At 68.3% G+C, this 23,296-nt stretch carries 23 protein-coding genes; 5 read left to right on the plus strand and 18 right to left on the minus strand.

The genetic code is table 11. From position 1 onward, the window contains the following. Positions 1-161: 161 nt before the first annotated feature. The 5 genes from pheT to rpmI all read right to left on the minus strand — a co-directional run bounded on the left by pheT (position 162) and on the right by rpmI (position 5,097). Entirely contained in the window at positions 162-2,576 is a 2,415-nt protein-coding gene (gene pheT / locus H9Q09_RS03105) for a phenylalanine--tRNA ligase subunit beta (protein ID WP_187389864.1), read from the minus strand. A gap of 120 nt (positions 2,577-2,696) precedes the next feature. Then, positions 2,697-3,110, minus strand: a complete 414-nt coding sequence (locus H9Q09_RS03110) for a hypothetical protein (protein WP_187389865.1) — start codon at positions 3,108-3,110, stop codon at positions 2,697-2,699. Between the two features lie 85 nt (positions 3,111-3,195). Continuing rightward, entirely contained in the window at positions 3,196-4,281 is a 1,086-nt protein-coding gene (gene pheS / locus H9Q09_RS03115) for a phenylalanine--tRNA ligase subunit alpha (RefSeq protein ID WP_024349586.1), read from the minus strand. A gap of 157 nt (positions 4,282-4,438) precedes the next feature. Then, a complete protein-coding gene (rplT, locus tag H9Q09_RS03120; protein ID WP_009210961.1) occupies positions 4,439-4,858 on the minus strand; it encodes a 50S ribosomal protein L20 in 420 nt (139 codons plus the stop codon). Between the two features lie 38 nt (positions 4,859-4,896). Then, positions 4,897-5,097: a 50S ribosomal protein L35 gene (gene rpmI, locus H9Q09_RS03125; protein ID WP_009210962.1), complete on the minus strand. Its 201-nt coding sequence runs from the start codon at positions 5,095-5,097 to the stop codon at positions 4,897-4,899. Positions 5,098-5,348: 251 nt separating this feature from the next. Between rpmI and H9Q09_RS03130 the strand changes: the two genes are divergently transcribed. Then, the gene (locus tag H9Q09_RS03130) at positions 5,349-6,335 is read left to right on the plus strand and encodes a hypothetical protein (protein WP_187389866.1); all 987 of its coding nucleotides are present in this window, start codon (positions 5,349-5,351) and stop codon (positions 6,333-6,335) included. Between the two features lie 116 nt (positions 6,336-6,451). Here the strand turns inward: H9Q09_RS03130 and infC are convergent, their stop codons facing one another. Continuing rightward, positions 6,452-6,991: a translation initiation factor IF-3 gene (gene infC, locus H9Q09_RS03135; protein ID WP_024349584.1), complete on the minus strand. Its 540-nt coding sequence runs from the start codon at positions 6,989-6,991 to the stop codon at positions 6,452-6,454. 238 nt (positions 6,992-7,229) lie between these two features. Between infC and H9Q09_RS03140 the strand changes: the two genes are divergently transcribed. Continuing rightward, on the plus strand, positions 7,230-8,030 hold the full coding sequence (locus tag H9Q09_RS03140; protein WP_187389867.1) for an alpha/beta hydrolase: 801 nt from the start codon (positions 7,230-7,232) through the stop codon (positions 8,028-8,030). Between the two features lie 351 nt (positions 8,031-8,381). After that, entirely contained in the window at positions 8,382-8,948 is a 567-nt protein-coding gene (locus tag H9Q09_RS03145; RefSeq protein ID WP_246715982.1) for a transglutaminase-like cysteine peptidase, read from the plus strand. 57 nt (positions 8,949-9,005) lie between these two features. Here the strand turns inward: H9Q09_RS03145 and yacG are convergent, their stop codons facing one another. From yacG to H9Q09_RS03190, 9 genes are all read right to left on the minus strand, one after another. Then, the gene (gene yacG, locus H9Q09_RS03150; protein ID WP_024349581.1) at positions 9,006-9,209 is read right to left on the minus strand and encodes a DNA gyrase inhibitor YacG; all 204 of its coding nucleotides are present in this window, start codon (positions 9,207-9,209) and stop codon (positions 9,006-9,008) included. After that, complete coding sequence (locus tag H9Q09_RS03155; protein WP_029702811.1) at positions 9,206-9,856, minus strand: Maf-like protein; 651 nt, start codon at positions 9,854-9,856, stop codon at positions 9,206-9,208. The genes yacG and H9Q09_RS03155 overlap by 4 nt, the downstream gene beginning before the upstream one ends. A gap of 12 nt (positions 9,857-9,868) precedes the next feature. After that, positions 9,869-10,087, minus strand: a complete 219-nt coding sequence (infA, locus tag H9Q09_RS03160) for a translation initiation factor IF-1 (RefSeq protein ID WP_024349579.1) — start codon at positions 10,085-10,087, stop codon at positions 9,869-9,871. Between the two features lie 204 nt (positions 10,088-10,291). After that, positions 10,292-11,584: a UDP-N-acetylglucosamine 1-carboxyvinyltransferase gene (murA, locus tag H9Q09_RS03165; RefSeq protein ID WP_187389869.1), complete on the minus strand. Its 1,293-nt coding sequence runs from the start codon at positions 11,582-11,584 to the stop codon at positions 10,292-10,294. 101 nt (positions 11,585-11,685) lie between these two features. After that, positions 11,686-13,083: a dihydrolipoyl dehydrogenase gene (lpdA, locus tag H9Q09_RS03170; protein ID WP_187389870.1), complete on the minus strand. Its 1,398-nt coding sequence runs from the start codon at positions 13,081-13,083 to the stop codon at positions 11,686-11,688. Further along, on the minus strand, positions 13,080-14,471 hold the full coding sequence (locus H9Q09_RS03175) for a dihydrolipoamide acetyltransferase family protein (RefSeq protein WP_187389871.1): 1,392 nt from the start codon (positions 14,469-14,471) through the stop codon (positions 13,080-13,082). The genes lpdA and H9Q09_RS03175 overlap by 4 nt, the downstream gene beginning before the upstream one ends. A gap of 2 nt (positions 14,472-14,473) precedes the next feature. Further along, a complete protein-coding gene (locus tag H9Q09_RS03180; RefSeq protein WP_024349575.1) occupies positions 14,474-15,487 on the minus strand; it encodes an alpha-ketoacid dehydrogenase subunit beta in 1,014 nt (337 codons plus the stop codon). Between the two features lie 69 nt (positions 15,488-15,556). After that, entirely contained in the window at positions 15,557-16,789 is a 1,233-nt protein-coding gene (locus H9Q09_RS03185; RefSeq protein ID WP_187389872.1) for a 3-methyl-2-oxobutanoate dehydrogenase (2-methylpropanoyl-transferring) subunit alpha, read from the minus strand. A gap of 117 nt (positions 16,790-16,906) precedes the next feature. Then, positions 16,907-17,065 (minus strand): hypothetical protein, encoded by a 159-nt coding sequence (locus tag H9Q09_RS03190; RefSeq protein WP_169513616.1) that lies wholly within the window; start codon positions 17,063-17,065, stop codon positions 16,907-16,909. Positions 17,066-17,302: 237 nt separating this feature from the next. Between H9Q09_RS03190 and H9Q09_RS03195 the strand changes: the two genes are divergently transcribed. After that, a complete protein-coding gene (locus H9Q09_RS03195; RefSeq protein WP_187389873.1) occupies positions 17,303-19,522 on the plus strand; it encodes a methyl-accepting chemotaxis protein in 2,220 nt (739 codons plus the stop codon). A gap of 150 nt (positions 19,523-19,672) precedes the next feature. Here H9Q09_RS03195 and H9Q09_RS03200 read toward each other — a convergent pair whose 3' ends face one another. The 3 genes from H9Q09_RS03200 to betB all read right to left on the minus strand — a co-directional run bounded on the left by H9Q09_RS03200 (position 19,673) and on the right by betB (position 22,530). Next, the gene (locus H9Q09_RS03200) at positions 19,673-20,401 is read right to left on the minus strand and encodes an anti-sigma factor (RefSeq protein WP_187389874.1); all 729 of its coding nucleotides are present in this window, start codon (positions 20,399-20,401) and stop codon (positions 19,673-19,675) included. Next, positions 20,398-20,931, minus strand: a complete 534-nt coding sequence (locus H9Q09_RS03205; RefSeq protein WP_348646266.1) for a sigma-70 family RNA polymerase sigma factor — start codon at positions 20,929-20,931, stop codon at positions 20,398-20,400. The genes H9Q09_RS03200 and H9Q09_RS03205 overlap by 4 nt, the downstream gene beginning before the upstream one ends. A 135-nt stretch (positions 20,932-21,066) precedes the next feature. Continuing rightward, positions 21,067-22,530 carry a betaine-aldehyde dehydrogenase gene (betB, locus tag H9Q09_RS03210; RefSeq protein ID WP_187389875.1) on the minus strand — a complete coding sequence of 488 codons (1,464 nt, stop codon included), beginning with the start codon at positions 22,528-22,530 and terminating at the stop codon, positions 21,067-21,069. 293 nt (positions 22,531-22,823) lie between these two features. Here betB and H9Q09_RS03215 point away from each other — a divergent pair, with 293 nt between their 5' ends. After that, positions 22,824-23,255, plus strand: a complete 432-nt coding sequence (locus H9Q09_RS03215) for a glyoxalase superfamily protein (RefSeq protein WP_230789837.1) — start codon at positions 22,824-22,826, stop codon at positions 23,253-23,255. Positions 23,256-23,296 lie beyond the last annotated feature (41 nt).

Consider the following 23,296-nt stretch of genomic DNA (forward strand, 5'->3'; position numbering starts at 1 on the left):
TGTGATCCCCTCGACAGGCTGCGCACTCCATCAATGCGCGTCATCCTCGGGTTCAACCCGAGGGCCCACGCCTCAGCGCCGATGCGGCCCGCTGCGCAGCAGCACACACGCCATTGTGCCGCAGCAACGCGCGCCTTCGGCCCGCCCGACGCTGCGGACCGTTACGCCCGCAGCGTGCCGCCGGTGGCCTTTTCGACCTGGGCGACGATCTTGGCGGACACCGCCTCCAGATCCTCTTCGGTCAGGGTCCGCTCGACCGGATTGAGGGTGACTTCCAGCGCCACCGACTTGCGGTTCTCGCCGAGCGCGGCGCCGGTGAAGACGTCGAAGACGCGGACCTCGCCCACCAGTTTGCGGTCGGCGCCCTCGGCGGCGCGCACCAGCTTCAGCGCGTCCACGTCGCTATCGACGACGAAGGCGAAGTCGCGGCGCACCGGCTGGAAGGCCGAGAGTGACAGCACCGGCTTGGTGCGGGTCGCCTTGCGCTTGGGCGTCGGGATCGCGTCGAGGAACACCTCGAAACCGCAATGGGGCCCGGAGGAATCCAGCGTCTTCAGCGTCTTCGGATGGAATTCGCCGAACTCCGCCAGCACCACCTTCGGCCCCAGCTTGATCCGGCCGGAGCGGCCCGGATGGTACCAATCGCTCGCCGGCGCCTCGATCATCAGCCGGTCGACCGGCGCGCCGGCCGCCTCCAGCGCCGCGATGGCGTCGGCCTTGGCGTCGTACACCGAGACGGCGGAGGCATTGCCGTTCCACGACCGGCCGCCGCCGGACATGATGGCGGTGCCGCGGCGCAGGCCGCCGGCGACGCGCAACTGGCCGTCCGGCTCGTCCGAGCGGTAGATCGCCGCCACCTCGAACAGCGCCGTGTCGCCATGGCCGCGGGCGGCGTTGCGCGCCGCCGCCGTGATCAGGCCCGGAAGCAGCGACGGCCGCATGTCCGACATGTCGGCCGAGATCGGGTTCTCCAGCTTCAGCGCGGCCGCGCCGCCGCCGAAGGCCGCGGCGTGGCTCTCGGCGATGAAGCTGTAGCTCACCGTCTCCACCATGCCGCGGGCGGCCAGCGCCCGGCGCGCGGCGCGGTCGCGGATCTGCGGCACGGTGAGGATGCGCCCACCGACGGCACCGGCCGAGGGCAGCGGCTGCGGCGCGATCGTGTCGACGCCGACGAGGCGCATGACTTCCTCGACGAGATCGGCCTTGCCGTCGATGTCCGGCCGCCAGCTCGGGCTGACGACGCTGGCGGTCTCGCCTTCCGGCGACACGGCAAAGCCGAGGCTTTCCAGGATGGCGACCTGCCGGTCGCGGTCCACCTGGATGCCGGTCAGGCGCTCGGTCTCGGTGAAGGGCAGGACGATGGGCGCCGGCGCCGGCGTTGTGCTCTCGACGACGACGCGGCGCGATGGCGTGCCGCCGCACAGATCGAGGACAAGGCGCGTCGCCAGATCGAGGCCCGGCTCCATGAAGTCGGGATCGACGCCGCGCTCGAAGCGGTAGCGTGCATCGGTGATGATGCCGAGGCTGCGGCCGGTGCGGGCGATGGCGCGCGGGTCCCACAGCGCCGATTCGATCAGGACGTCGGTCGTCGCCGCATCGCAGCCCGAATGCTCGCCGCCCATGATGCCGGCGATGGATTCGACGCCGTTGACGTCGGCAATGACGCACATGCCGGCCGACAGGGTGTAGGTCCGCTCGTCGAGGGCCAGCACCTCCTCGCCGTCGCGGGCATCGCGCACAACGAGGTCGCCGGCGACCTTGGCGGCGTCGAAGACGTGCAGCGGGCGGCCGCGGTCGAAGGTGACGTAATTGGTGATGTCGACGAGCGCGTTGATCGGGCGCAGGCCGATCGCCTTCAGCCGCTTCTGCATCCATTCCGGCGAGGCGCCGTTGGCGACGCCCGACACCTTGCGCAGGGCAAAGCCGGTGCAGGTCGCGCTCTCCACCGACAGGGCGACCGGGCAGTCGCCCTCGCCCTCGATGCGCTCGGGCGCGGCGGTCTTCAGCGTGCCCATGCCGGAGGCGGCGAGATCGCGGGCGATGCCGGCGACACCGGTGGCGTCGGGCCGGTTCGGCGTCAGATTGATCTCGATGACCGGGTCGGCGAGGTCGGCATAATCGGCAAAGCGCGTGCCCACCGGCGCGTCCGCCGCGAGATCGATGATGCCGTCATGGCTGTCGGACAGCTCAAGCTCGCGCTCCGAGCACATCATGCCGTGGGATTCGACGCCCCGGATGCGGCCGATCGACAGGGTGGTGTCGATGCCCGGCACATAGGTGCCCGGCGTCGCCAGAACGCCGACCATCCCCGCCCGCGCATTGGGCGCGCCGCAGACCACCTGCAGCGGCTTGCCGTCATTGACCTCGGGGCCCGCGTCGACGCTCAGCACCTGCAGCTTGTCGGCGTCCGGGTGGCGCTCGGCGCTCAGCACCCGCGCGATGCGGAAGGGCGCGAAGACGGCGCGGTCGTCGACGGCCTCGACCTCGAGGCCGATCATGGTCAGGCGTTCGCATATCTCGGCCAGCGAGGCGTCGGTGTCGAGATGGTCCTTGAGCCAGGAAAGCGTGAATTTCATCGGTTCGATTCAGTCTCGTTGCGGACGGGCCGATCGGCCGTGGGAAATGCGCCGGATGGCTGCGGGGCCGCGGCGCGCGTGTCTTCGCCGAGGCGCCCGCGGGCGCTCCGGCCACGGAGCTCAGAAATCGTCGCGCCGCTTCGTCCCGGCGATGTCGTCGGCGACACCCTGCGCCAGCGCCGTGGCATGGACGAAGCGATAGGTCAGCAGGGCGACGATGGCAAAGACCACATAGAGGACGAGCAGCGTGCCCCAGGGCAGCAGCGAATCGAAGCCGAAGCGGTCGAGGATCGCCGGCAGGCCGACACCGGTGAAGAACGACGCCAGCGCCGCCGGGGTCTGGGACATGGAGCGGTAGTAGAAGGCGAAGAGGCCGACCGTCACCAGCGCCACGACGATGCGGCCGGGCGAGGCCAGGAGCGCAAAGAAGCTCGTATCGGCAAACAGCCAGCTGGCGAAGTCGAGCGCCAGAAGGCCGATGACCGCGCCGGCCACGACGGCAATCACTTCGAGGACGGTCATGCGTGCCGACATGGCGAAGGCTCCTGCTTGCGGGTGGACAGTCAACTCGGAACGACGCGCCGCAGGTCCGAGAAAGACACGGCGGCGGTCATCAATGTCACGTCGACAGGCCGCCGAACAGGGTCGGCATGTCGAGCGGGCGGAAGCCGTAATGCTCCAGCCAGCGCACGTCGGAATCGAAGAAGGCGCGCAGATCCGGCATGCCGTATTTCAGCATGGCGATGCGGTCGATGCCCATGCCCCAGGCAAAGCCCTGATACTCGTCCGGGTCGAGCCCGCCATGGCGCAGCACGTTCGGATGCACCATGCCGCAGCCCAGGATCTCCATCCAGTCCGAGCCCTCGCCGAAGCGCACTTCGCCCGGGTTCGACCGGTCGCACTGGATGTCGACCTCGAGGCTCGGCTCGGTGAAGGGGAAGTAGGACGGCCGGAACCGCATGTTCAGCGACGGCACCTCGAAGAACGCCTTGCAGAACTCCTCCAGCACCCATTTCATGTTCGCCACATTGGCGGTCTTGTCGATGACGAGACCCTCGACCTGGTGGAACATCGGCGAATGGGTCGCGTCGGAATCCTGCCGGTAGGTGCGGCCGGGAATGACGATGCGCAGCGGCGGCTTTGTCGTTTCCATGGTGCGGATCTGCACCGGCGAGGTGTGGGTGCGCAGCACCTTGCGCTCGCCCGCAGCGTCCGGCTTCAGGAAGAAGGTGTCGTGCATCTCGCGGGCCGGATGGCCCTCGGGAAAGTTCAGCGCCGTAAAATTGTAATGGTCGGTCTCGATGTCCGGCCCTTCGGCGATGGCGAAACCCATGTCGGCGAAGATCGCGGTGATCTCGTCGATGACCTGGCTGATCGGGTGAATGCGGCCGCGGGCGGCGGGGCTGGGGCGCACCGGCAGGGTCACGTCGACCCGCTCGGCGGCCAGGCGCACGGCGATCGCGGCGTCGGCGAGTTCCTCGCGGCGGGCATTGATCAGCGCCTGGGCGCGATCGCGCAGGCCGTTCAGCTTCGGTCCTTCGACGCGGCGCTCGTCGGGGCTCATCTTGCCGAGACCCTTCAGGAGCTCGGAGATGCGGCCCTTCTTGCCGAGCTCGGCGACGCGGATCGCCTCAAGCTGCGCCTCGTCGGCGGCGGCCGCGACCTGTTCGGAGAGATGGGCTTCCAGTGCCTGAAGATCGCTCATCCGTTGCTCCCATACTGCTTGCGAAGGCCGGACGACCGTGCGCCGAAGATCCCCGCGCGACACGCGCCCGGACCGCGGCCCGATCGGACCCGCCGACATGAAAAGGCCCGCGCGGCAGTGCGGCGCGGGCCCGTAAGCGTCAAGAGTTGCGCTGGCCTCAGGCCGCGCGCGTCTCGCCAACGGCGCGCTCGTAGGCACCGTCAAATTCGCTTTCCTTGAGGTAGGCAAGCGCCGACTTGGCCTGCTCGCACAGCGCACCGAAAGCCTCGGGCTCGTGGATGGCGATGTCGGACAGGACCTTGCGGTCGACCTCGATGCCGGCCTTGTTCAGGCCGTCGATGAAGCGGCCATAGGTCATGCCATGCTCGCGGACGGCGGCGTTGATGCGCTGGATCCACAGGGCGCGGAAATTCCGCTTCTTCACCCGGCGATCGCGGGTCGCATACTGCTTCGACCGGTCGACGGCGGCCTTGGCGGCGCGGATGGTGTTCTTGCGGCGACCGTAGAAACCGGCGGCCTGCTTCAGAATCTTCTTGTGCTTGGCGTGGGACGTAACGCCCCGTTTCACTCGTGCCATGATCTAAACTCCTGAATTCTCTAAAAAGCCCGGGCCGCTTAGCGGTTGTAGGGCATGTAGATCTTGACGATCCGCTCGTCGGGCTTGGACAGGATCATCGTGCCGCGCGCATCGCGCAGGAAGTCGTTGGAGCGTTTGATCATGCCGTGGCGCTTGCCGGCGGCGCCTGCCTTGACGCGGCCATTGGCCGTCATCCGGAAGCGCTTCTTGGCGCTGGCCTTGGTCTTCATCTTGGGCATTTTGCTCTCCTTGGTGAGGATCGCGACAATCCGCGGGCAATCGGAACTCCCGATTGCCGGGTCGCCTCTGTGACGATGTCGCGACAGCATTGAGAACCGCCACGGCATGCCCTGCCGGCCGGTTCGCATCTGAACGTCGCACTTATAGGCAAATCCGCGTCGCCGCGCAAGACGCCGCAACGGGGTTCCTCACAGCCCCGCAGCCGGCCGGGACAGCCGGCGAGGCGCCGTCCTCTCCCTACGGAATATTCTTGACTCGGGCTATTTCCTCACTGAGTTACTTGCCAGATCCCGGACACGATGGAATCATCCGGTGGGCATGGAAATGGACGGCAATGACCCTCATACGGTTTCCGCACGGTATCGACACGCTGCGCAAACAACTCCCATGTGCCGCTTTCAGCCGGGAAAACTGGGCCGGGGTCACACAGGCCATCGACGCGATGTTCGCCGGCGCGCGGACGACGCTCCTTCGGGTGGCGACGCAATGCACCGAGCGCCTCGAACTCGCCTTGCCGTTCGGTGGCCAACAGGCCGTCTTCCGCTTCGGTGAAACCGGCCCGCCCCCCGGCACGCCGAACCTCGTTGCGGGGGCGGTGTTCGACAGCCGCCAGATCGAACCTTTCGGAATGCCCCGATCACAGACCGCCTGGGCGACCGGACTGGTCCTCCACCACGGCGCGCCATGGACCTGGCTCCTCCTCGTCGAAAGCCCCGAAACCCCGACAGAACGGAATGCGACGGCCATCCACACGCTGCTGCGGCGCAATGCCGACGATCTGCGGCGCACCTTCCTGGTGTCCCACTGCCTCGGCACCCCGGACGAGCCGGACCGGGAGACGATCGAGGCAAGCTGGGACCCGCTGCCCTTCGGGATCGCGCTTCTGTCCGACCGCCGCACCATCCTTGCCGCCAACACGGCCGCGGAGGACATGATCTCGACGCGCCGCTTCTTCGTGCCGCCCGGTGACACCGATACCCTGCGCCCCGCGACAATGCGGGATCGGCGCCAGCTCTATCGCGCGGTCGAACGCGTCGTCGGCGGCGACAGCGACAGCGAGGCCCTCGGCCTTCACGGCCTGCGCCACGGCGCCCCCTTGCCGATTACGCTTCTGCCCTGCGGCCATGGCAACGGACTCGAACCGTGCGGGGCACCGCCGCCAAGGCGTCTCGACCGGCTGATCGCCGTCATCGGCAAGAGCCAGCACGATCTGAGCGCCGGCTGCTGTGGCGGCTGAACCCCGCACGGCACGCGTCGACGACATACGGGTCCAATTCCAGACCCCACAAAGAAAAAGCCGGCGCCCCCGAGGGATGCCGGCTTTTCTGCATGTTTACCGATCGACGATCGATCTCAGCCGCGCGGGGCGAGAACCATCATCATCTGCCGGCCTTCGAGCTTGGGCTCGGCCTCGACCTTGGCGATCTCGCCGGTCTCTTCGCGAACCCGGTTGAGCAGACGCATGCCCAGTTCCTGGTGCGCCATTTCGCGCCCCCGGAAGCGCAGGGTGACCTTCACCTTGTCGCCCTCGTCGAAGAAGCGGCGGACCGACTTCATCTTGGTCTCGTAATCGTGCTCGTCGATGTTCGGCCGCATCTTGATCTCTTTGACCTCGATGGTCTTCTGGCGCCTGCGCGCCTCGGCCGACTTCTTCTGGGTCTCGTATTTCAGCTTGCCCAGGTCGAGAATCTTGCAGACAGGCGGGTTGGCCGTCGGCACGATCTCGACGAGATCGAGGCCGGCTTCCTCAGCCATGGCAAGCGCTTCAGAGGTCGCGGTCGGGCCGCGGTTTTCACCGTCGGCGTCGATCAACTGGACCTGAGGAACGCGAATATCCTTGTTGGAACGCGGTCCCGTGTTCTGGGTCGGTGGTGCACGGAATGGTCTGCGAATGGTCGTTGACTCCTGTTGTTGACGACGCAAGACGGCTCTGGGACAACACGCGGCGTCGGATCGGGTTCCTCGAACGAACGGCGGAACCGATCAACGATCACCCACGATGCGGGTCCTTCAGTGGGGCGTATATAGCATCGGCGGGGCCAATTGGCACGCCCCGCGGGTCGAGAAAATGCGCCGGGGGCCCCAGACGGGCGCGTCGGGCGCCGTAGAGTCACCAGAACGGATCATCTTCATGCGCGCCGAACCCTCTGCCGACACGCCCCGGACCCTGACCGTCGGCACCGACGCACGGCGCATCGCCTACCGCACCCAGGCCGGCGCGGGCCCCACCCTCGTCTGGCTCGGCGGCTACCGTTCCGACATGCGCGGCACGAAGGCAGAGTATCTCGCCGAACTGGCGCAGCGCGAGGGCCTCGGCTTCTGCCGGCTCGACTATTCCGGCCATGGCGAATCCGGCGGTCGCTTCGAGGACGGCACGATCAGCCGCTGGGTCGAGGACGCGAAGTCGGTCATCGATGCCGCGGTCGACGGGCCGGCCATCCTCGTCGGCTCGTCCATGGGGGCATGGGTCGCCCTGCGGCTGACCCAGATGGCGCGGGACGCCGGCGACCGCAAACGGATCGCCGGGCTGCTGCTGCTGGCCCCGGCCCCCGACTTCACCGAAAAGCTGATGATGCCGAAGCTCGACGCCGCACAGCGCGAGGCTTTGGCGCGCGACGGCGTGCTGACCAAGCCGTCGGACTATTCGCCGGAGCCCGACCTCTACACCCGCGCCCTGTTCGAGGACGGCCGGGACAATCTCGTGATGACCGACCTGATCGAGACGGGCTGCCCGGTAACCATCATCCAGGGCATGGCCGACAAGGACGTGCCGTTCTCCCATGCGATGGAGCTGGTCACCCATTTGCCCTTCTCCGGAACGATCATGACACTGGTCAAGGACGGCGATCACCGACTGTCCCGGCCGCAGGATCTGGCCCTGATCGGCCGCGCGGCGACCGATCTCGTGACCGCGTTCCGCGACGGCGCGTAAAGGTTCCACCGATTCTGCACCCGCGAAGGCGTTCGCCTCCGGGCTGTTGTGAATTTGTCACAAAGCCAGCGGCCGGATCGAGAAAGCCCCATGGTTTCCGTCGATTAGCCTGCTACGGGTCGCACCCAAACGCCTGTTCGTGCTGTCGTTTCCATCCGGAAATCGGCTGCAGCTTGTGCGTGGCTGGAAAATGATGCGCCGCAGCAACGCCGGTCGCGTTGACAGTTTTCCGCATCCCCAACACCATCGAGACCAGAGAGGGTTGTTCGTCCGAGCGGGGTACGGATGGGGTCTATACGCGCGATTGGCGCCACGATACTGCTTTGCCTGACAGTACAGACCGGATCGGTCATGGCGGAAGCACGCGGGCCGTTCATGGTGGTCGGGGTCACCACGACGCCGCCGGTCGGACACCGGCTGTTCTGCCATACCCATCCCGACGAATGCCGCCCTGACAGCGACCGCGTGGCCGGCCAGACCGTCGAGCCGGTCAAGCTGACGCCCGAGCTGATCAGCGCGGTGGCCGAGACCAATGCCGAGATCAACCGCCGCATCACCGCCAAGTCGGATCACGAGCTCTACGGGGTCGAGGAGCGCTGGACCTATCCCCCGGAGAGCAACGAGGGCGACTGCGAGGACTACGCCCTGTTGAAGCGCAAGATCCTGCACGAGCGCACGGGGATCGATCTGGGCAATCTGCTCCTCACCGTCGTGCGCAAGCGCGATGGCGAAGGCCATGCCATCCTGACGCTCAGGACCCAGCGCGGCGAGTTCATCCTCGACAATCTCGATCGCCGGGTCGTGGCCTGGCGCGACACGCCCTACCGCTTCCTGAAGCGCCAGAGCGTCGCCGATCCCGGCCGCTGGAACCGCGTCGAGGACGGCAATGCCGTGCTGGTGGGGTCGGTCAAGGACTAGGGATCGCCGGCCCGTTCCGTCTGGCTTCGGCCATCGTCACAACGACGCGCGCCGCCGTCAGTTCTCTTCGCCGGTGTCCGGCGCCGAGGGCTCTTCCTCGGTCCCGGGAATGACGTAGCTGCCGCTCAGCCAGCGATTGAGGTCGATCGCCTTGCAGCGCGGCGAGCAGAACGGATAGCTCGCCCGGTCCGACGGATTGCCGCATTCGGGGCATTGCCGCTTGGGACGAAGCGGCGTCACCTTCGCACCGATCGCGTTCATGCCGTTTCCGTCTGGCCCGCTGCGGCCTTCCACCGGTTGTGGATGTCGTAGCCTTCGCCGGCGAGCAGCGCGAGCGTCTCGTAGAGCGGCAGGCCGACGACGCTGGTGTAGGAGCCGATCAGGCGCACGACGAAGCTGCCGGCCAGACCCTGGATGGCATAGCCACCGGCCTTGCCGCGCCATTCGTCCGAGGCGATGTAGCAATCGATGTCCTCGCGCGACAGCCGCTTGAAGCGGACGCGCGTCTCGATCAGGCGCTGGCGCAGCGAGCCGCTCGGGCCGACCAGCGCAACGCCGGTATAGACCCGGTGCGTGCGCCCCGACAGCGTGCGCAGATTGGCGATCGCGTCGTCGGCCAGTTCGGCCTTGGGCATGATCTGCCGGCCCACCGACACCACGGTGTCGGCCGCCAGCACGAAGCGCGGACCGGGCACGTCGAGCTCGCGCAGCGCGCGCACCGCCAGTTCGGCCTTCGCCTTGGCCAGGCGCTTCGCCAGCGAACGCGGATGCTCGTTGCGCAGCGGCGACTCGTCCATGTCGGCCGGCAGCAGGCGGTCCGGCTCGATACCGGCCTGCGCAAGCAGCTCCAGCCGCCGGGGCGAACCCGAGGCGAGAACGAGCACGGGGCGCGCCGCTTTGGTACTCATGCCCTTGCCGACTTACTTGAAGCGGTAGGTGATGCGACCCTTGGTCAGGTCGTAGGGCGTCATCTCGACGAGCACCTTGTCGCCGGTCAGGACGCGGATGCGGTTCTTGCGCATACGGCCCGCCGTATGGGCGATGATCTCGTGCTCGTTCTCGAGTTTGATCCGGAAGGTCGCGTTGGGTAACAGCTCTGTCACCGTGCCCGGAAACTCGAGAACTTCTTCTTTTGCCATATGATGTCGTGCCTTGATCGTGTGTGAGGGCGCGAAGCGTCAGGCTTCGCGACGAGACGAACCGCCGCACTGATGCGGCGACGGAATGGGGATCGGTGCCTTAGATCGGGGCAAACGCGAAAAAAAGCAATATGCGCCGGTCGAGGACGACCGCCAAGGGGCGCGCCGACGGCGTCGGATCGACCCTCGCCCGGCCCCCGATCCTCAACCGGCCGAGACGCGTTCGATGTCGGCGCCGCAGGCGCTCAGCTTTTCTTCCAGCCGCTCGAAGCCGCGATCCAGATGATAGACGCGGTTGATCGTCGTCTCGCCCTCGGCGACGAGGCCGGCGATCACCAGCGACACGGAGGCGCGCAGATCGGTCGCCATGACCGGCGCGCCGACGAGGCGGTTGACGCCCTCGATCGTCGCGACCTGGCCGGACAGGGTGATCCTAGCGCCGAGGCGGACCAGTTCCTGCACATGCATGAAGCGGTTCTCGAAGATCGTCTCGGTGATGTGCGAGGTGCCCTCGGCGCGGGTCATCAGCGCCATCATCTGCGCCTGCAGATCGGTCGGGAAGCCCGGATAGGGGTCGGTGACAACGTCCACCGGTGCGATGCCGCCGCCATTGCGATAGACCCGGATACCGTCCTCGACCGGATCGACGGTGACGCCGGCGCCCTTCAGGCTGCCGAGCGCGGTCTGCAGGAGCTGGGCATTGGTGCCGGTCAGGGTCACGTCGCCGCCGGTCATCGCCACGGCCATGGCATAGGTGCCGGTCTCGATCCGGTCGGGCAGCACCCGGTGGCGCGCGCCCGACAGGGCCGGCACGCCCTCGATGGTGATGGTGCCGGTGCCGGCGCCCTCGATCCTGGCGCCCATGGCCGAGAGGCAGGTGGCGAGGTCGACGACTTCCGGCTCGCGCGCCGCATTTTCCAGAACCGTCTGGCCCTTGGCGAGCGTCGCGGCCATCATCAGCACGTGGGTCGCGCCGACCGAGACCTTCGGGAAGACATAGCGCGCGCCGACGAGGCCGCCCTTGGCCTCGGCCACGGCATAGCCGGCATCGATGTCGATGGTCGCGCCCAGCGCCCGCAGGCCGTCGATGAACAGGTCGACCGGTCGCGTGCCGATGGCGCAGCCGCCCGGCAGCGAGACCTTGGCCTTGTGCATGCGCGCCAGAAGCGGGCCGATCACCCAGAAGCTCGCCCGCATCTTGGAGACGAGCTCGTAGGGCGCGGTGGTGTCGACGATGTTGCGCGCGTCGAAATGAATGGTGCGGCCGAGGCCCGGCTGCTGGCGGAAGCGCTTGCCGATCACCGAATAGTCGACGCCGTGATTGCCGAGAATGCGGATCAGCTGCTCGACATCGGCGAGATGCGGCACGTTTTCCAGCGTCAGCGTGTCGTCGGTGAGCAGCGACGCGATCATCAGCGGCAACGCCGCGTTCTTGGCGCCCGAGATGGGTATCGTCCCGTTGAGCTCGTTGCCGCCGCGAATGCGAATGCGATCCATGATGTCCGGCCTTGCCTGCTATCGTCCCGAAGGCGGGTCTCTACACCAGCCGGCACCCGGTATCAAACAGCGGCACGCAGAGCCGGCCCGCCCGGGCCCGCTCAGATGTGGATGGCGTGGCCCAGCGCCTTGAAGGCCGCCTCCTGAAAGCCTTCCCCTTGAGTCGGATGGGCGTGGATGGTCCCGGCGATGTCTTCGAGGCAGGCGCCCATCTCCAGCGCCAGCGCAAAGGCGGCCGACAATTCGGAGATGCCGGCGCCGACGGCCTGGATGCCGAGCACCAGGTGATTGTCGGCGCGCGCCACCACCCGCACGAAGCCGTCGTCGCGGGCAAGGGTCATCGCCCGGCCATTGGCCTGGAAGGGGAAGAGCCCGATCTTGGTCTCATGGCCCTGCCGCTTCGCCTCTTCTGGCGACAAGCCGACGGTGACGATCTCCGGATCGGTGAAACAGATCGCCGGGATGGCGCGCTTGTCCCAGGCGAGCCGCGCGCCGGCGACGATCTCGGCGACCATCTCGCCCTCGGCCATCGCCTTGTGGGCCAGCATCGGCTCGCCGCAGACATCGCCGATGGCATAGACGCCGCGCATGGCGGTGCGGCGCTGTTCGTCGACCCGCAGGAAGGGCCCGTCCATCTCCAGCACCAGTTCCTCGCGGCCCCAGCCGTCGGTCAAGGGCCTGCGCCCGACCGTGACGAGCACCTGGTCGGCGGCAAGCCGGCGCTCGCTGCCATCGGCGCCTTCCACGACGAGGTCGCCCCCCTCGCCGGCCAGCCCCATGGCTTTTGCCTCGGTCAGGATCTCGACGCCGAGCGCCTCGAGCCGCGCGCGCACCGGCCGGACGAGCTCGGCATCGTAGAGCGGCAGGATCTGCGCCGTCGCCTCGACGATGGTGACCGTCGATCCGGCCTTGGCGAAGGCGGTGCCCAGCTCGACACCGATATAGCCGCCGCCGACCACCACCAGGCGCTCCGGCGGCGCGTCGAGACTCAGCGCCTCGGCCGAGGAGATCACCTTGCCGCCGAAGGGCAGCGAGGGCAGTTCGACCGGCACCGAGCCGGTGGCGATGACGACATTCTCGGCGGCGATGCGCTGGGTGCCCGTCTCGCCCGTCACCTCGACCGTCTTGCCGTCGAGAAAGCGGGCGCGGCCGGAAACGAGCTTCACCTTGGCCCGCTTCAGGAGGCCGGTGACGCCGTTGTTCAGGCGGTTGACGATGCCGTCCTTCCAGTCGACGACCTCGCCCCAGTTGAGGCTCGGCTCGGCCGCACGGATGCCGGGGATCGCGGCGCCGCGGGCGGCTTCGCGCAGCAGGAAATATTCGTCGGCGGCGTGGATCAGCGCCTTGGACGGGATGCAGCCGATATTCAGGCAGGTGCCGCCGGGCTTGCGGTCGTCGACGATCACCGTGTCGAGGCCGAGCTGGCCGGCGCGGATCGCGGCGACATAGCCGCCGGGGCCGGCGCCGATCACCAGGAGCTGGCAGGAAATGTCGGTCATGGCCGCTCCTCGACGAAGATCATCGCGGGGGTTTCCAGAAGTGCCTTGATGCGCTGGACGAAGCGGGCGGCGTCCCAGCCGTCGATCACCCGGTGGTCGAAGCTGGAGGAGAGATTCATGCGCCGGCGCGGCACGAAGCGGGTGCCGTCCCAGACCGGACGGATTTCGATCTTGTTGACGCCGACGATGGCGACTTCCGGATGGTTGATCACCGGCGTCGTGACGATGCCGCCCATGGCTCCGAGGGAGGTGATGGTGATGGTCGAGCCGGACAGCTCCTCGCGCTTGGCGGTGCCGGACTTCGCCGCCTCGCCGAGCCGGCCCAGTTCGCCGGCGCAGTTCCACAGGTCGCGCGCCTCGGCATGGCGGACCACCGGCACGACCAGCCCGGCGCCGGTCTGGGCCGCGATGCCGATATGGACGCCGCCATGCTGGTGCAGGATGTTGGCCTCGTCGTCATAGAGCGCGTTCAGCGCCGGCTGCTCGCGGATGGCGATGACCATGGCCCGCATCAGGAAGGGCAGAAGCGTCAGTTTCGGCCGGTCCTCGCGGCGGTCGCGGTTCATCGCGGCACGCAGATCCTCCAGCGCCTCGACGTCGATCTCCTCGACATAGGTGATGTGGGCGATGCGGCTCTTGGCCAGCGCCATCTTCTCGGCGATGCGCCGCCTGAGGCCGACCACCTTGATCTCGGTGACCGAACTGTCGGGCTGCAGCCCGCCGCCCGCGGACGGCTCGGTACCGCCGCCGTCCAGATAGGCGTCGAGATCGTCCTGACCGATCCGACCCGCCGGACCGCTGCCGGCGACGCGGCGCAGATCGATGCCGGCTTCCATGGCCCGGCGCCGCACCGCCGGCGAGGCCAGCGGCCGCTCGCCCGGCTTGCGCGCCGGCGAGGTGGACGTGGGCCGCTGCGCCTTGGGCCGTGCCGGTGTCGACCGGGACGCCCCAGAGGAACCGCCACCCAACGGCTTTGCCGGCTTATCTGCGGACGCTTCGTTCGCTTTGGCGGCATCGTCGTCGCCGGTCGCGGCCTTGCGGTCGGAAGGTCCCGGCGCCCGCTCGGCCGAGGGCGAACGCGGGGCGTCGTCGCTTGTCGCGACCAATTCGTCGGGGTTCTCGTCGGGCTCGTTGGTGCCGCCCTCCCCGTCGACGGTGAGCTTCACCAGCGGCGATCCGACGGCCAGCGTCTCGCCGATCTCGCCGCCCATCCAGGCGACGGTGCCGTCCACCGGCGAGGGAATGTCGACCGTCGCCTTGTCGGTCATCACGGCGGCAAGGACCGCGTCCTCGCGCACCACATCGCCGATCTTCACGTGCCATTCGACGAGTTCGGCTTCGGCGACGCCCTCGCCCACATCCGGCAGCTTGATCGTGTAGGTGCCCATGATCAGCCCTCCATGACCTGTCTGAGGGCCGCCCCGACCCGCGCCGGACCGGGGAAATAGTCCCATTCCTGGGCGTGCGGATAGGGCGTGTCCCAGCCGGCGACCCTGAGGATCGGCGCCTCGAGGTGATAGAAGCAATTCTCCTCGACGAGGGCGCAGAGCTCGGCGCCGAAGCCCGAGGTCAGGGTCGCCTCGTGGACGACGACGCAGCGGCCGGTCTTCTCCACCGATTGCCGGATTAGGTCGAGATCGAGGGGCACGAGGGTGCGCAGGTCGAGGATCTCGGCATCGACGCCGACCATCTCGGCCGCCGCGATGGCGACATGCACCATGGTGCCATAGGCCAGCACGGTGACCCCGGCGCCCTCGCGGCGCACCACGCCCTTGCCGAGCGGCACGGTGTAGCGCCCCTCGGGCACCTCGCCCAGCGGATGCTTCGACCAAGGCGTGACCGGCCGGTCGTGATGGCCGTCGAAGGGGCCGTTATAGAGCCGCTTGGGCTCCAGGAAGATCACCGGGTCGTTGTCCTCGATGGCGGCGATCAGCAGGCCCTTGGCGTCGTAGGGGTTGGACGGCACCACCGTCTTCAGGCCGGCGACATGGGTGAACAGCGCCTCGGGCGACTGGGAGTGGGTCTGGCCGCCGAAAATGCCGCCGCCGGTCGGCATGCGCACCACCATCGGCGCGGTGAAATCGCTGGCCGAGCGATAGCGCAGCCTGGCCGCCTCCGAGACGATCTGGTCGTAGGCCGGATAGACATAGTCGGCGAACTGCATCTCGACGACCGGCCGCAAGCCATAGGCCGCCATGCCGATGGCGGTGCCGACGATGCCGCTCTCGTTGATCGGAGCGTCGAAGCAGCGGTTCTTGCCGAAGCGCTCCTGCAGCCCGGCCGTGCAGCGGAAGACGCCGCCGAAATAGCCGACGTCCTCGCCGAAGACGACGACATTGTCGTCCTCCGCCATCTTCACCGCATGGGCGTCGCGGATCGCCTCGATCATGGTCATGCGCGCCATGGCGTCAGCAACCTTTCCTGCGTTCGCCGCCGGGGCCTGCTCGGCCGCTCCGCCCTGCCGTGCGCATCGTCAGTACCCCGCCTGCTGGCGCTGGCGGCGCAGATGCGGCGGCATCTCCTCGTAGACGCCCTCGAACATGTCGCGCACCGAGGGCCGCGGGCCGGTGTGGAGCGTGCCGTGGGTCTCGGCCTCGCGCTGGGCGGCGAGGATCTCGGCGTCGATCTCGGCCTCGGCCTGGACGTGGCGCTCCTCGCTCCAGACTTCCCTGAGAATCAGATGGTTCTTCAGCCGCTTGACCGGATCGCCGAGGGGCCAGGCGTCGCTCTCCTCCTTCGGGCGATAGGCGGACGGATCGTCCGAGGTGGAATGGGCGGCAGCGCGATAGGTCACCCATTCGATCAGCGTCGGGCCGAGATTGCGGCGGGCCCGCTCGACGGCCCATTTGGACGCCGCGTGGACGGCCAGATAGTCGTTACCGTCGACCCGCAGCGAGGGAATGCCGAAGCCGAGACCGCGCGCGGCAAAGGTGCCGGAGCCGCCGCGGGCGATGCCCTGATAGGTCGAGATGGCCCATTGGTTGTTGACGATGTTCAGGACCACCGGCGCCTTGTAGGTCGAGGCGAAGACCATGGCCGAGTGGAAGTCGCTCTCAGCCGTCGAGCCGTCGCCGATCCAGGCCGCGGCGATGCGGTGATCGCCCTTGATCGCCGAGGCCATCGCCCAGCCGACGCCTTGCACGAACTGGGTCGCCAGATTGCCCGAGATCGAGAAGAAGCCGTGTTCCTTGGACGAATACATGATCGGCAGCTGCCGGCCCTTCAGCGGGTCGCGGCGGTTGGAATAGATCTGGCACATCATGTCGACGAGCGGATAATCGTCGGCGATCAGCAGCCCCTGCTGGCGATAGGTCGGAAAGTTCATGTCGCCGGGGCCGAGCGCCTTGCGGAAGGCGCAGGCGATCGCCTCCTCGCCGAGGCACTGCATGTAGAACGAGGTCTTGCCCTGGCGCTGGGCCATCAGCATGCGGCGGTCGAAGGCGCGCACCCGCATCATCGTCTTCAGCCCGGCGAGAACTTCCTCGTCGCTCAGCGTGCCGGCCCATTCGCCGACCGCCTCGCCGGAACGGTTGAGGACGCGGATGATCGAATAGGCGAGATCGCGGATCTCGGCGGGATCGACGTCGACCGGCGGGCGGCGCACCGTGCCGGCCCGGGCGATCTTCACGCCGCTGAAATCGGGGGTGCCGCCGGGCCGGACCTCGGGCTCGGGCACATGCAGGCTGAGCGGCTGATCGTCCGGCAAGGTCCACCCCCTTCGTCGCGATACATGCGCGACGTTGCGACCGCGCCGAGGCATCCGTCAAGGTGGCGTGTGGGGACGGCCGCGTTTGTCTGCCGGGGGTCTGCCGGCGCGGCGTAACTATTGCGGCCGGATCAGCACCGTTGCCATGAAGGCGAAGATGCCCAAAAGCGCCAGCTTCCAGAAATCGCCGCGCTTGCGCAGACCCGGCACGCCGAAGGGCCGGATCAGATGCGCGATCATCAAAAGCAGGAAGATGACGGAAAAGAGCTTGCTCATCGGGGCAGCGTTACCGCATCGGCCGACCCCGCGCCATGGCTGATCGACCGGCTTACAAAGACCGCGAACAGCGCTCGCCGCGCCAACCTTGCGTCAGGCTCGGGGCAAATCGAAAGCAACTGCGGCGCGTTCGCACATTGTTAAGTGCTGTTGATCAAATTCCTGTGTGCCGATGATCATTTCCCGACGCCGCGACACTACCGGCAGGCGTCAGACCCGCGAAAGAAGTTCGAGACGATGAAGACCAAGGCCGAGGTCGCACGACCGCTCTGGATCCGCATTACCGCCTACGGGTTTGCCGCCGTCCTGTTTGCCAGCTGCATGATCGGCGGCCTCGCCTGGTATCGCCAGGCGGTGATGAACGACGCCAATGTCCATGCCGAGATGGCCAATGATCTGTCCTTCGTGATGGCCGACATCGAGGCCCAGAAGCGCGCCGCCTCGGCCCTTGCGCTGGCGCTGGCTGCCGATCCCGGCGTCGCCGACCTCGTGATGGCGAACGACCGCGATGCGCTGCTGGCGCGCTACGGCGGTAATTACGAAGAGATCGTCGAAAAGGGCGCGATGCAGCTCATCACCTTCAGCCAGGCCGACACCACCGTCGTGGCGCGCATCCACGAGCCCGGCAAGTTCGGCGACAAGCTCGCCGGTCGGCGCAAGATGGTGGAAGCGGCGATCGCCGGCGGCCAGATGACAGCCGGCATCGAGCCGGGCCGCACCGCCGTCAGCATGTTCGCCTCGGCTCCGGTGATCCGCAACGGCGTCGTCGTCGGTATCGTCGATATCGGCACCAAGCTGACCGAGCAGTATTTCGCGCGCCTTGCCGAGAGCCGCAACGCCGCGCTCACCGTCAAGATCTTCACCGACGAGGGCTTCGTCACCCAGGCTTCGACCATGGCGTCGGAAGGCCTGCTCGACCTGTCGGAAGTGCAGACGGTCTATGGCGGCACCACGGTGGAGAAGATCGCCGATGTCGGCAATGTCAGCTACGCGGCCACCGCGATCCCGCTGACGAACTATTCCGGCACCAATATCGGCGTCCTGGAAGTTGCCTCCGACGTCAGCGCCATGGCCGCGGGCCGCAGCGCCGCGCTCTGGTCCACCATCGTCGGCACGCTGGTCGTCTCGCTCCTGTCGCTTCTCGGCTTCATGCTGTTCGCCCGTTCCCTCGGCGGCGCCATCCAGCGCCTGACCGCGACCATGGGCACGCTGGCGACCGGCGACCATTCGGTCGAGGTCCGCGGCCAGGAACGCGCCGACGAGATCGGCGCCATGGCCCGCGCCGTGCAGGTCTTCAAGCAGACCGCCATCGACCAGGAGCGTCTGGAGGAGGAAGCCGAGGCCACCCGCATCAGCCAGGACGAGGCCAAGAAGCGCCAGGCCGCCCTCGACAATGCCAAGGCCGAAGACCTGCGGGCCTTTGTCGGTGTCGTCGAAGTGGGCTTCGAGCGCCTGTCGGCCGGTGACCTGACCGTGCGCATGCAGGACAAGGTGGCCGAGGAATTCGAGCCGATCCGGGCCAAGTTCAACGCCAGCGTCGCCTCTCTGGAGGAGGCGATCGGCCATGTCGTGACCTCCATCGCCTCGATCCGCACCGGTCTCGGCGAGATCAACACGGCGTCGAACGATCTGGCGCATCGCACCGAGCAGCAGGCCGCCAGCCTCGAAGAAACCGTCGCGGCGCTCGGCGAAGTCACCCAGGCGGTCAACGAGACCGCCGAGGGCGCCGGCAAGGCCCAGCAGGTGGCGTCCGGTGCCCGCGAAAAGGCCCAGAAGGGCGGCGAGGTCGTCGGCAAGGCGGTCGCGGCCATGGGCCAGATCGAACAGTCCTCCGAGAAGATCAACTCGATCATTTCCGTCATCGACGAGATCGCCTTCCAGACCAACCTCCTGGCCCTGAATGCCGGCGTCGAGGCGGCGCGGGCCGGCGAGGCGGGCAAGGGCTTCGCCGTCGTCGCCCAGGAAGTGCGCGGCCTCGCCCAGCGCTCGGCGGAAGCCGCCAAGGAGATCAAGACCCTGATCGCGACGTCCCGCGAGCAGGTCGGCACCGGCGTCGAGTTGGTCACCGCCTCCGGCAAGTCGCTGGAGGAGATCGTCACGGAAGTCAGCGCCATGGCCGAACTCATCTCGACCATTGCCTCCTCGGCCCGCGAACAGGCGACGAGCCTGCGCGAAGTTTCGGGTGCGGCCGACCAGATGGACAAGGTGACCCAGCAGAACGCCGCCATGGTCGAGGAAGCCACCGCGGCCAGCCAGACGCTGGCCAACGAGACCGACGAACTGGCCCATGCCATGGCCAAGTTCAGCACCAGTGCCGGCAATGCCGGTGCGCGCCGCAGCGAAGGCCGGGCGCAGCCGCATCGCCACGGGGCGCCGTCGCGCGGCGTCACGCAGCTGCGGACCATCGACGGCGGTGCGGCACCGAAGCCGGTCGCCGACAGCTGGGACGAGTTCTGAGAAACAATAGCCGGGCGCGTTCGCGCGTGCCCGGCCACCGGACCGACTGACCGAGCCGGGAAACCGGCGATCCAAGACGCTTCCGATCACATGCAGACAGGCCGGCCGATCTCTCGCGAGGTCGGCCGGCCTGTTTGTTTCGTCAGGCGATCAGATCGAATGCAGCGGGCCGGAGGCGACCACGGGGCCCGTCGGCAGGCCGGTGGGCGAACCACCCTCCGGCTCCATCGACACCGCGAGCGCGGCATCGGTGGCGCCATATTCGGGATCGCTGAGAACCAGCCGCAGGGGATGGGTCATGTCGATCAGGCCGAGCGAACGCGGCGCACCGCCGGCCGGCGGTACCAGCCAGAGCTCGGGCACCCGGCCCGCCTCCTGCGCAGCGACCACGGGGATCAGCGTCGCCTCGGCGGTGCCGGTATCGATCACCACCGTCAGGAGCGGGGTGCCGTCATCGGCGCTGAGCGTCGCGGTCAGCGTCCCGCCCGGCGCCTGGGGCGGCGCGGCGATGTCGCGGCCGGCGACCAGGATGAGCATGGCCAGGCTGGTGACGGCGAGCCCCATGCCGCCAAGCCCCAGCCATTGCCAGATCGGCGAAACCCTGCGGCCGCGCGGCGCCGCCGGGGTCGCGGCACGGCGCGTCATCCAGTCGATCTCGCCGGCAATGCGGGACCAGACGCTGGCGGGCGGCACCACCGCCGGCACCGTCTGCGCCAGCGGCCCGAGGCGCTCCGCCCAGGCATCGATCTCACGCGCGAAGGCGGCATCCGTCGCCGCCCGGCGCTCGACCGCACGACGCTCCGCGCCATCCAGGACGCCGAGCACATACTCGGCGGCCAGATCCGCATCGTCCCGTTCGTGGTCTTGCGCCGCGGTCATTGCGACAGGCATCCCTTCAGTTTCTGCAGCCCGCGCCGGATCAGGCTCTTCATCGTGCCGAGCGGCACCCCGGCATGGCCGGCCAGCGTTTCATAGGTGGCGCCGCCGAAAAAGGCCGCGGTGATCGCGCTGCGGGCGCGCTCTTCCAGCGTGTCCAGGCATGCGGCGAGCTGCTGCCCCTCTTGCGCGCGATGCAGCAGCTCGAAGGCGTCGGGCGTAGCGTCGGCAAGATCCAGCGCGGCGTCCACCGGCCGGTCGGCGCGGCGGGGGCCAACCTGGCGCAGCCGGTCGATCGACCGGTTGCGGGCGATCGTCGCCAGCCAGGTGATCGGGCTGGCCCGCCCCGCATCGAAGCTCTCGGCCTTGCGCCATATGATCAGATACACATCCTGCAACACGTCCTCGGCTTCCTCGCGGTCCCCCAAGATACGCAGGCAGATGCCGAAAAGCTTCGCCGATGTCAGATCATAGACGGCCTGCAGGGCCCCGCGGTCGCCCGCGGCGACGGCACGCAGGCGTTCCACCAGCACTGCCCGGCCTTCCTCCGCACTTGTCGCCATCAGGGCCGGGTTCTCGCTGCTTCGCCGCACATGCAGACAGCCGAACAATGGCGGCGGGCGAAAGTCAACGCCTGCGCCCTGACGGTCCCGTGACCGGCCTTTCCCTCAGTAGGGCGCCTCGCTGGTGCCCATCTCGACATAGACCGACTTGACCTGGCTGTAATGCTCCAGCGCCGCGCGGCCGTTCTCGCGGCCGATGCCGGAGCGCTTGAAGCCGCCGAAGGGCATTTCCACCGGGGTCAGATTGTAGGCGTTGATCCAGCACGTGCCGGCCTGCAGCTTCGCCACGACGCGGTGGCCGCGCTGGATGTCGCGGGTGTAGACGCCCGCCGCCAGCCCGAATTCGCTGGCATTGGCGCGGGCGATCGCCTCCTCCTCGTCGTCGAAATCGAGGACGCACATGACCGGGCCGAAGATCTCCTCGCCGGCGATCCGCATGTCGTCGGTGACGTCGGTGAAGACCGTCGGCTCGACGAAGACGCCGTCGGGAAAGCCGTCGACCTTTGCGCTGCCGCCGCCGCAGGCGACCGTCGCGCCTTCCTGCCGGCCGATCTCCAGATAGGAGAGCACCTTCTCGTACTGGGCGCGCGAGACCAGCGGGCCGAGATCGGTGGTCACCCGCATCGGGTCGCCGAGGGTGATCGCCCTGGTGCGCGCCACCAGCTTCTCGACGAAGGCGGCCCGCACCGAGCGCTCGACGAAGACGCGGGTGCCGTTCGAGCAGATCTGGCCGGTGGAGTAGAAATTGCCGAGGATCGCGCCGGAGACCGCCGCATCGAGATCGGCATCGGCAAAGACCACGATCGGCGACTTGCCGCCGAGCTCCAGGGTCACATGCTTGGTAGTCTGCGACGCCGCCTGCATCACCCGCGCGCCGGTCGGCACCGAGCCGGTGACCGACACCTTGGCGATCTGCGGATGGCCGGCGAGCGCCGCGCCGACCGGGCCCATGCCCTGCACGACGTTGAAGACGCCGGCCGGCACGCCCGCCTCGGACAGGATCTCGGCGAGTTTCAGCGCCGTCAGCGGCGTCACTTCAGAGGGCTTGAAGATCATCGCATTGCCGCAGGCCAGCGCCGGGGCGGCCTTCCAGGAGGCGATCTGGATCGGGTAATTCCAGGCGCCGATGCCGGCGCAGATGCCCAGCGGCTCGCGCCGCGTATAGGCGAAAGAGCCGCCGAGATCGATGTAGTCGCCGGTGATGTCGGCGGCGAGCGCACCGAAATATTCCAGCGCGTCGGCGCCCGAGGCGGCGTCCGCCACCAGCGTCTCGGACAGCGCCTTGCCGGTGTCGAGCGTCTCCAGCTCCGACAGCGCCTCGTTGCGGTCGCGCATGATCGCCGCGGCACGGCGCAGGATGCGGCCGCGCTCGGCGCCGGTCATCGCCGCCCAGACGGCCTGCCCCTTCTTGGCCGCGGCGATGGCGCGCTCGATCAGGGCCGGGGTGGCGGCATGCAGTTCGGCGATGGTCTCGCCGGTGGCCGGATAGATGCTGGCGAAGGCTTCGCCGCTCTCGTCCTCGACATAGCCGCCGTCAATGTAATGGGATCCGTTGGGCTGGGCGCGCATGGCTTCGTCCTCTTCCTGCGTTGCCGCTTCTGTAACGCCGCCGGCCGCCGCGCGCCACCATGACCCGTCCCGCGGGTGCCGCCGGCATCGCCGCGCTTGACGTTGCGGCCGCGACCCTCCATCTGTGCTGCGGGCCGAGGGAGCCTGCCGCTCGCGGGCAAAAGCCGTGGTGAATTCCCTTTCCGATCATCCGTGACGCCATTTCACGTTGGCATGCGGCCTGACGGCAATCGCGAGCCCCGACTTCAAGACGCCGCATGCGACGACCTCGAAAGGTTCAGCAGATGACCGGCATGCCCCACACCCCGACCGCCACCGACTACAAGGCCCAGGCGAGACGCCTGCGCGCCGGACTGGCCGATACGGGACACGACCTCAGCCACAGCGCCGCCCTGGAGCTGGTCGCGCGCCAGCACGGCGTGCGCGACTGGAACACGCTGAATGCGCTGGCCGCACGTGGCCGCTCTGTCGCCGATCTCACCATCGGCTCGACGGTGGCCGGCCGCTATCTCGGCCACGACTTCACCGGCGAACTCGTCGCGCTGCACGCTCTGTCGAAGAGCGGGCGCTACCGGGCCTCGATCCAGTTCGACACACCGGTGGACGTCGTCGCCTTCGACAGTTTCTCGGCGTTCCGGCGCCGGGTGACCGTCACCGTGGATGCGACCGGCGCAACGACCGAGAAGACCTCGGACGGCCGGCCGCATCTGCAACTCGCGCTCTAGGGCGCGGCCGAAACTCCGTGCCGGGCGCCCGTCCCGGCACG

The organism is Aurantimonas sp. DM33-3, assembly GCF_014334315.1.
Classification (GTDB): domain Bacteria; phylum Pseudomonadota; class Alphaproteobacteria; order Rhizobiales; family Rhizobiaceae; genus Aurantimonas; species Aurantimonas coralicida.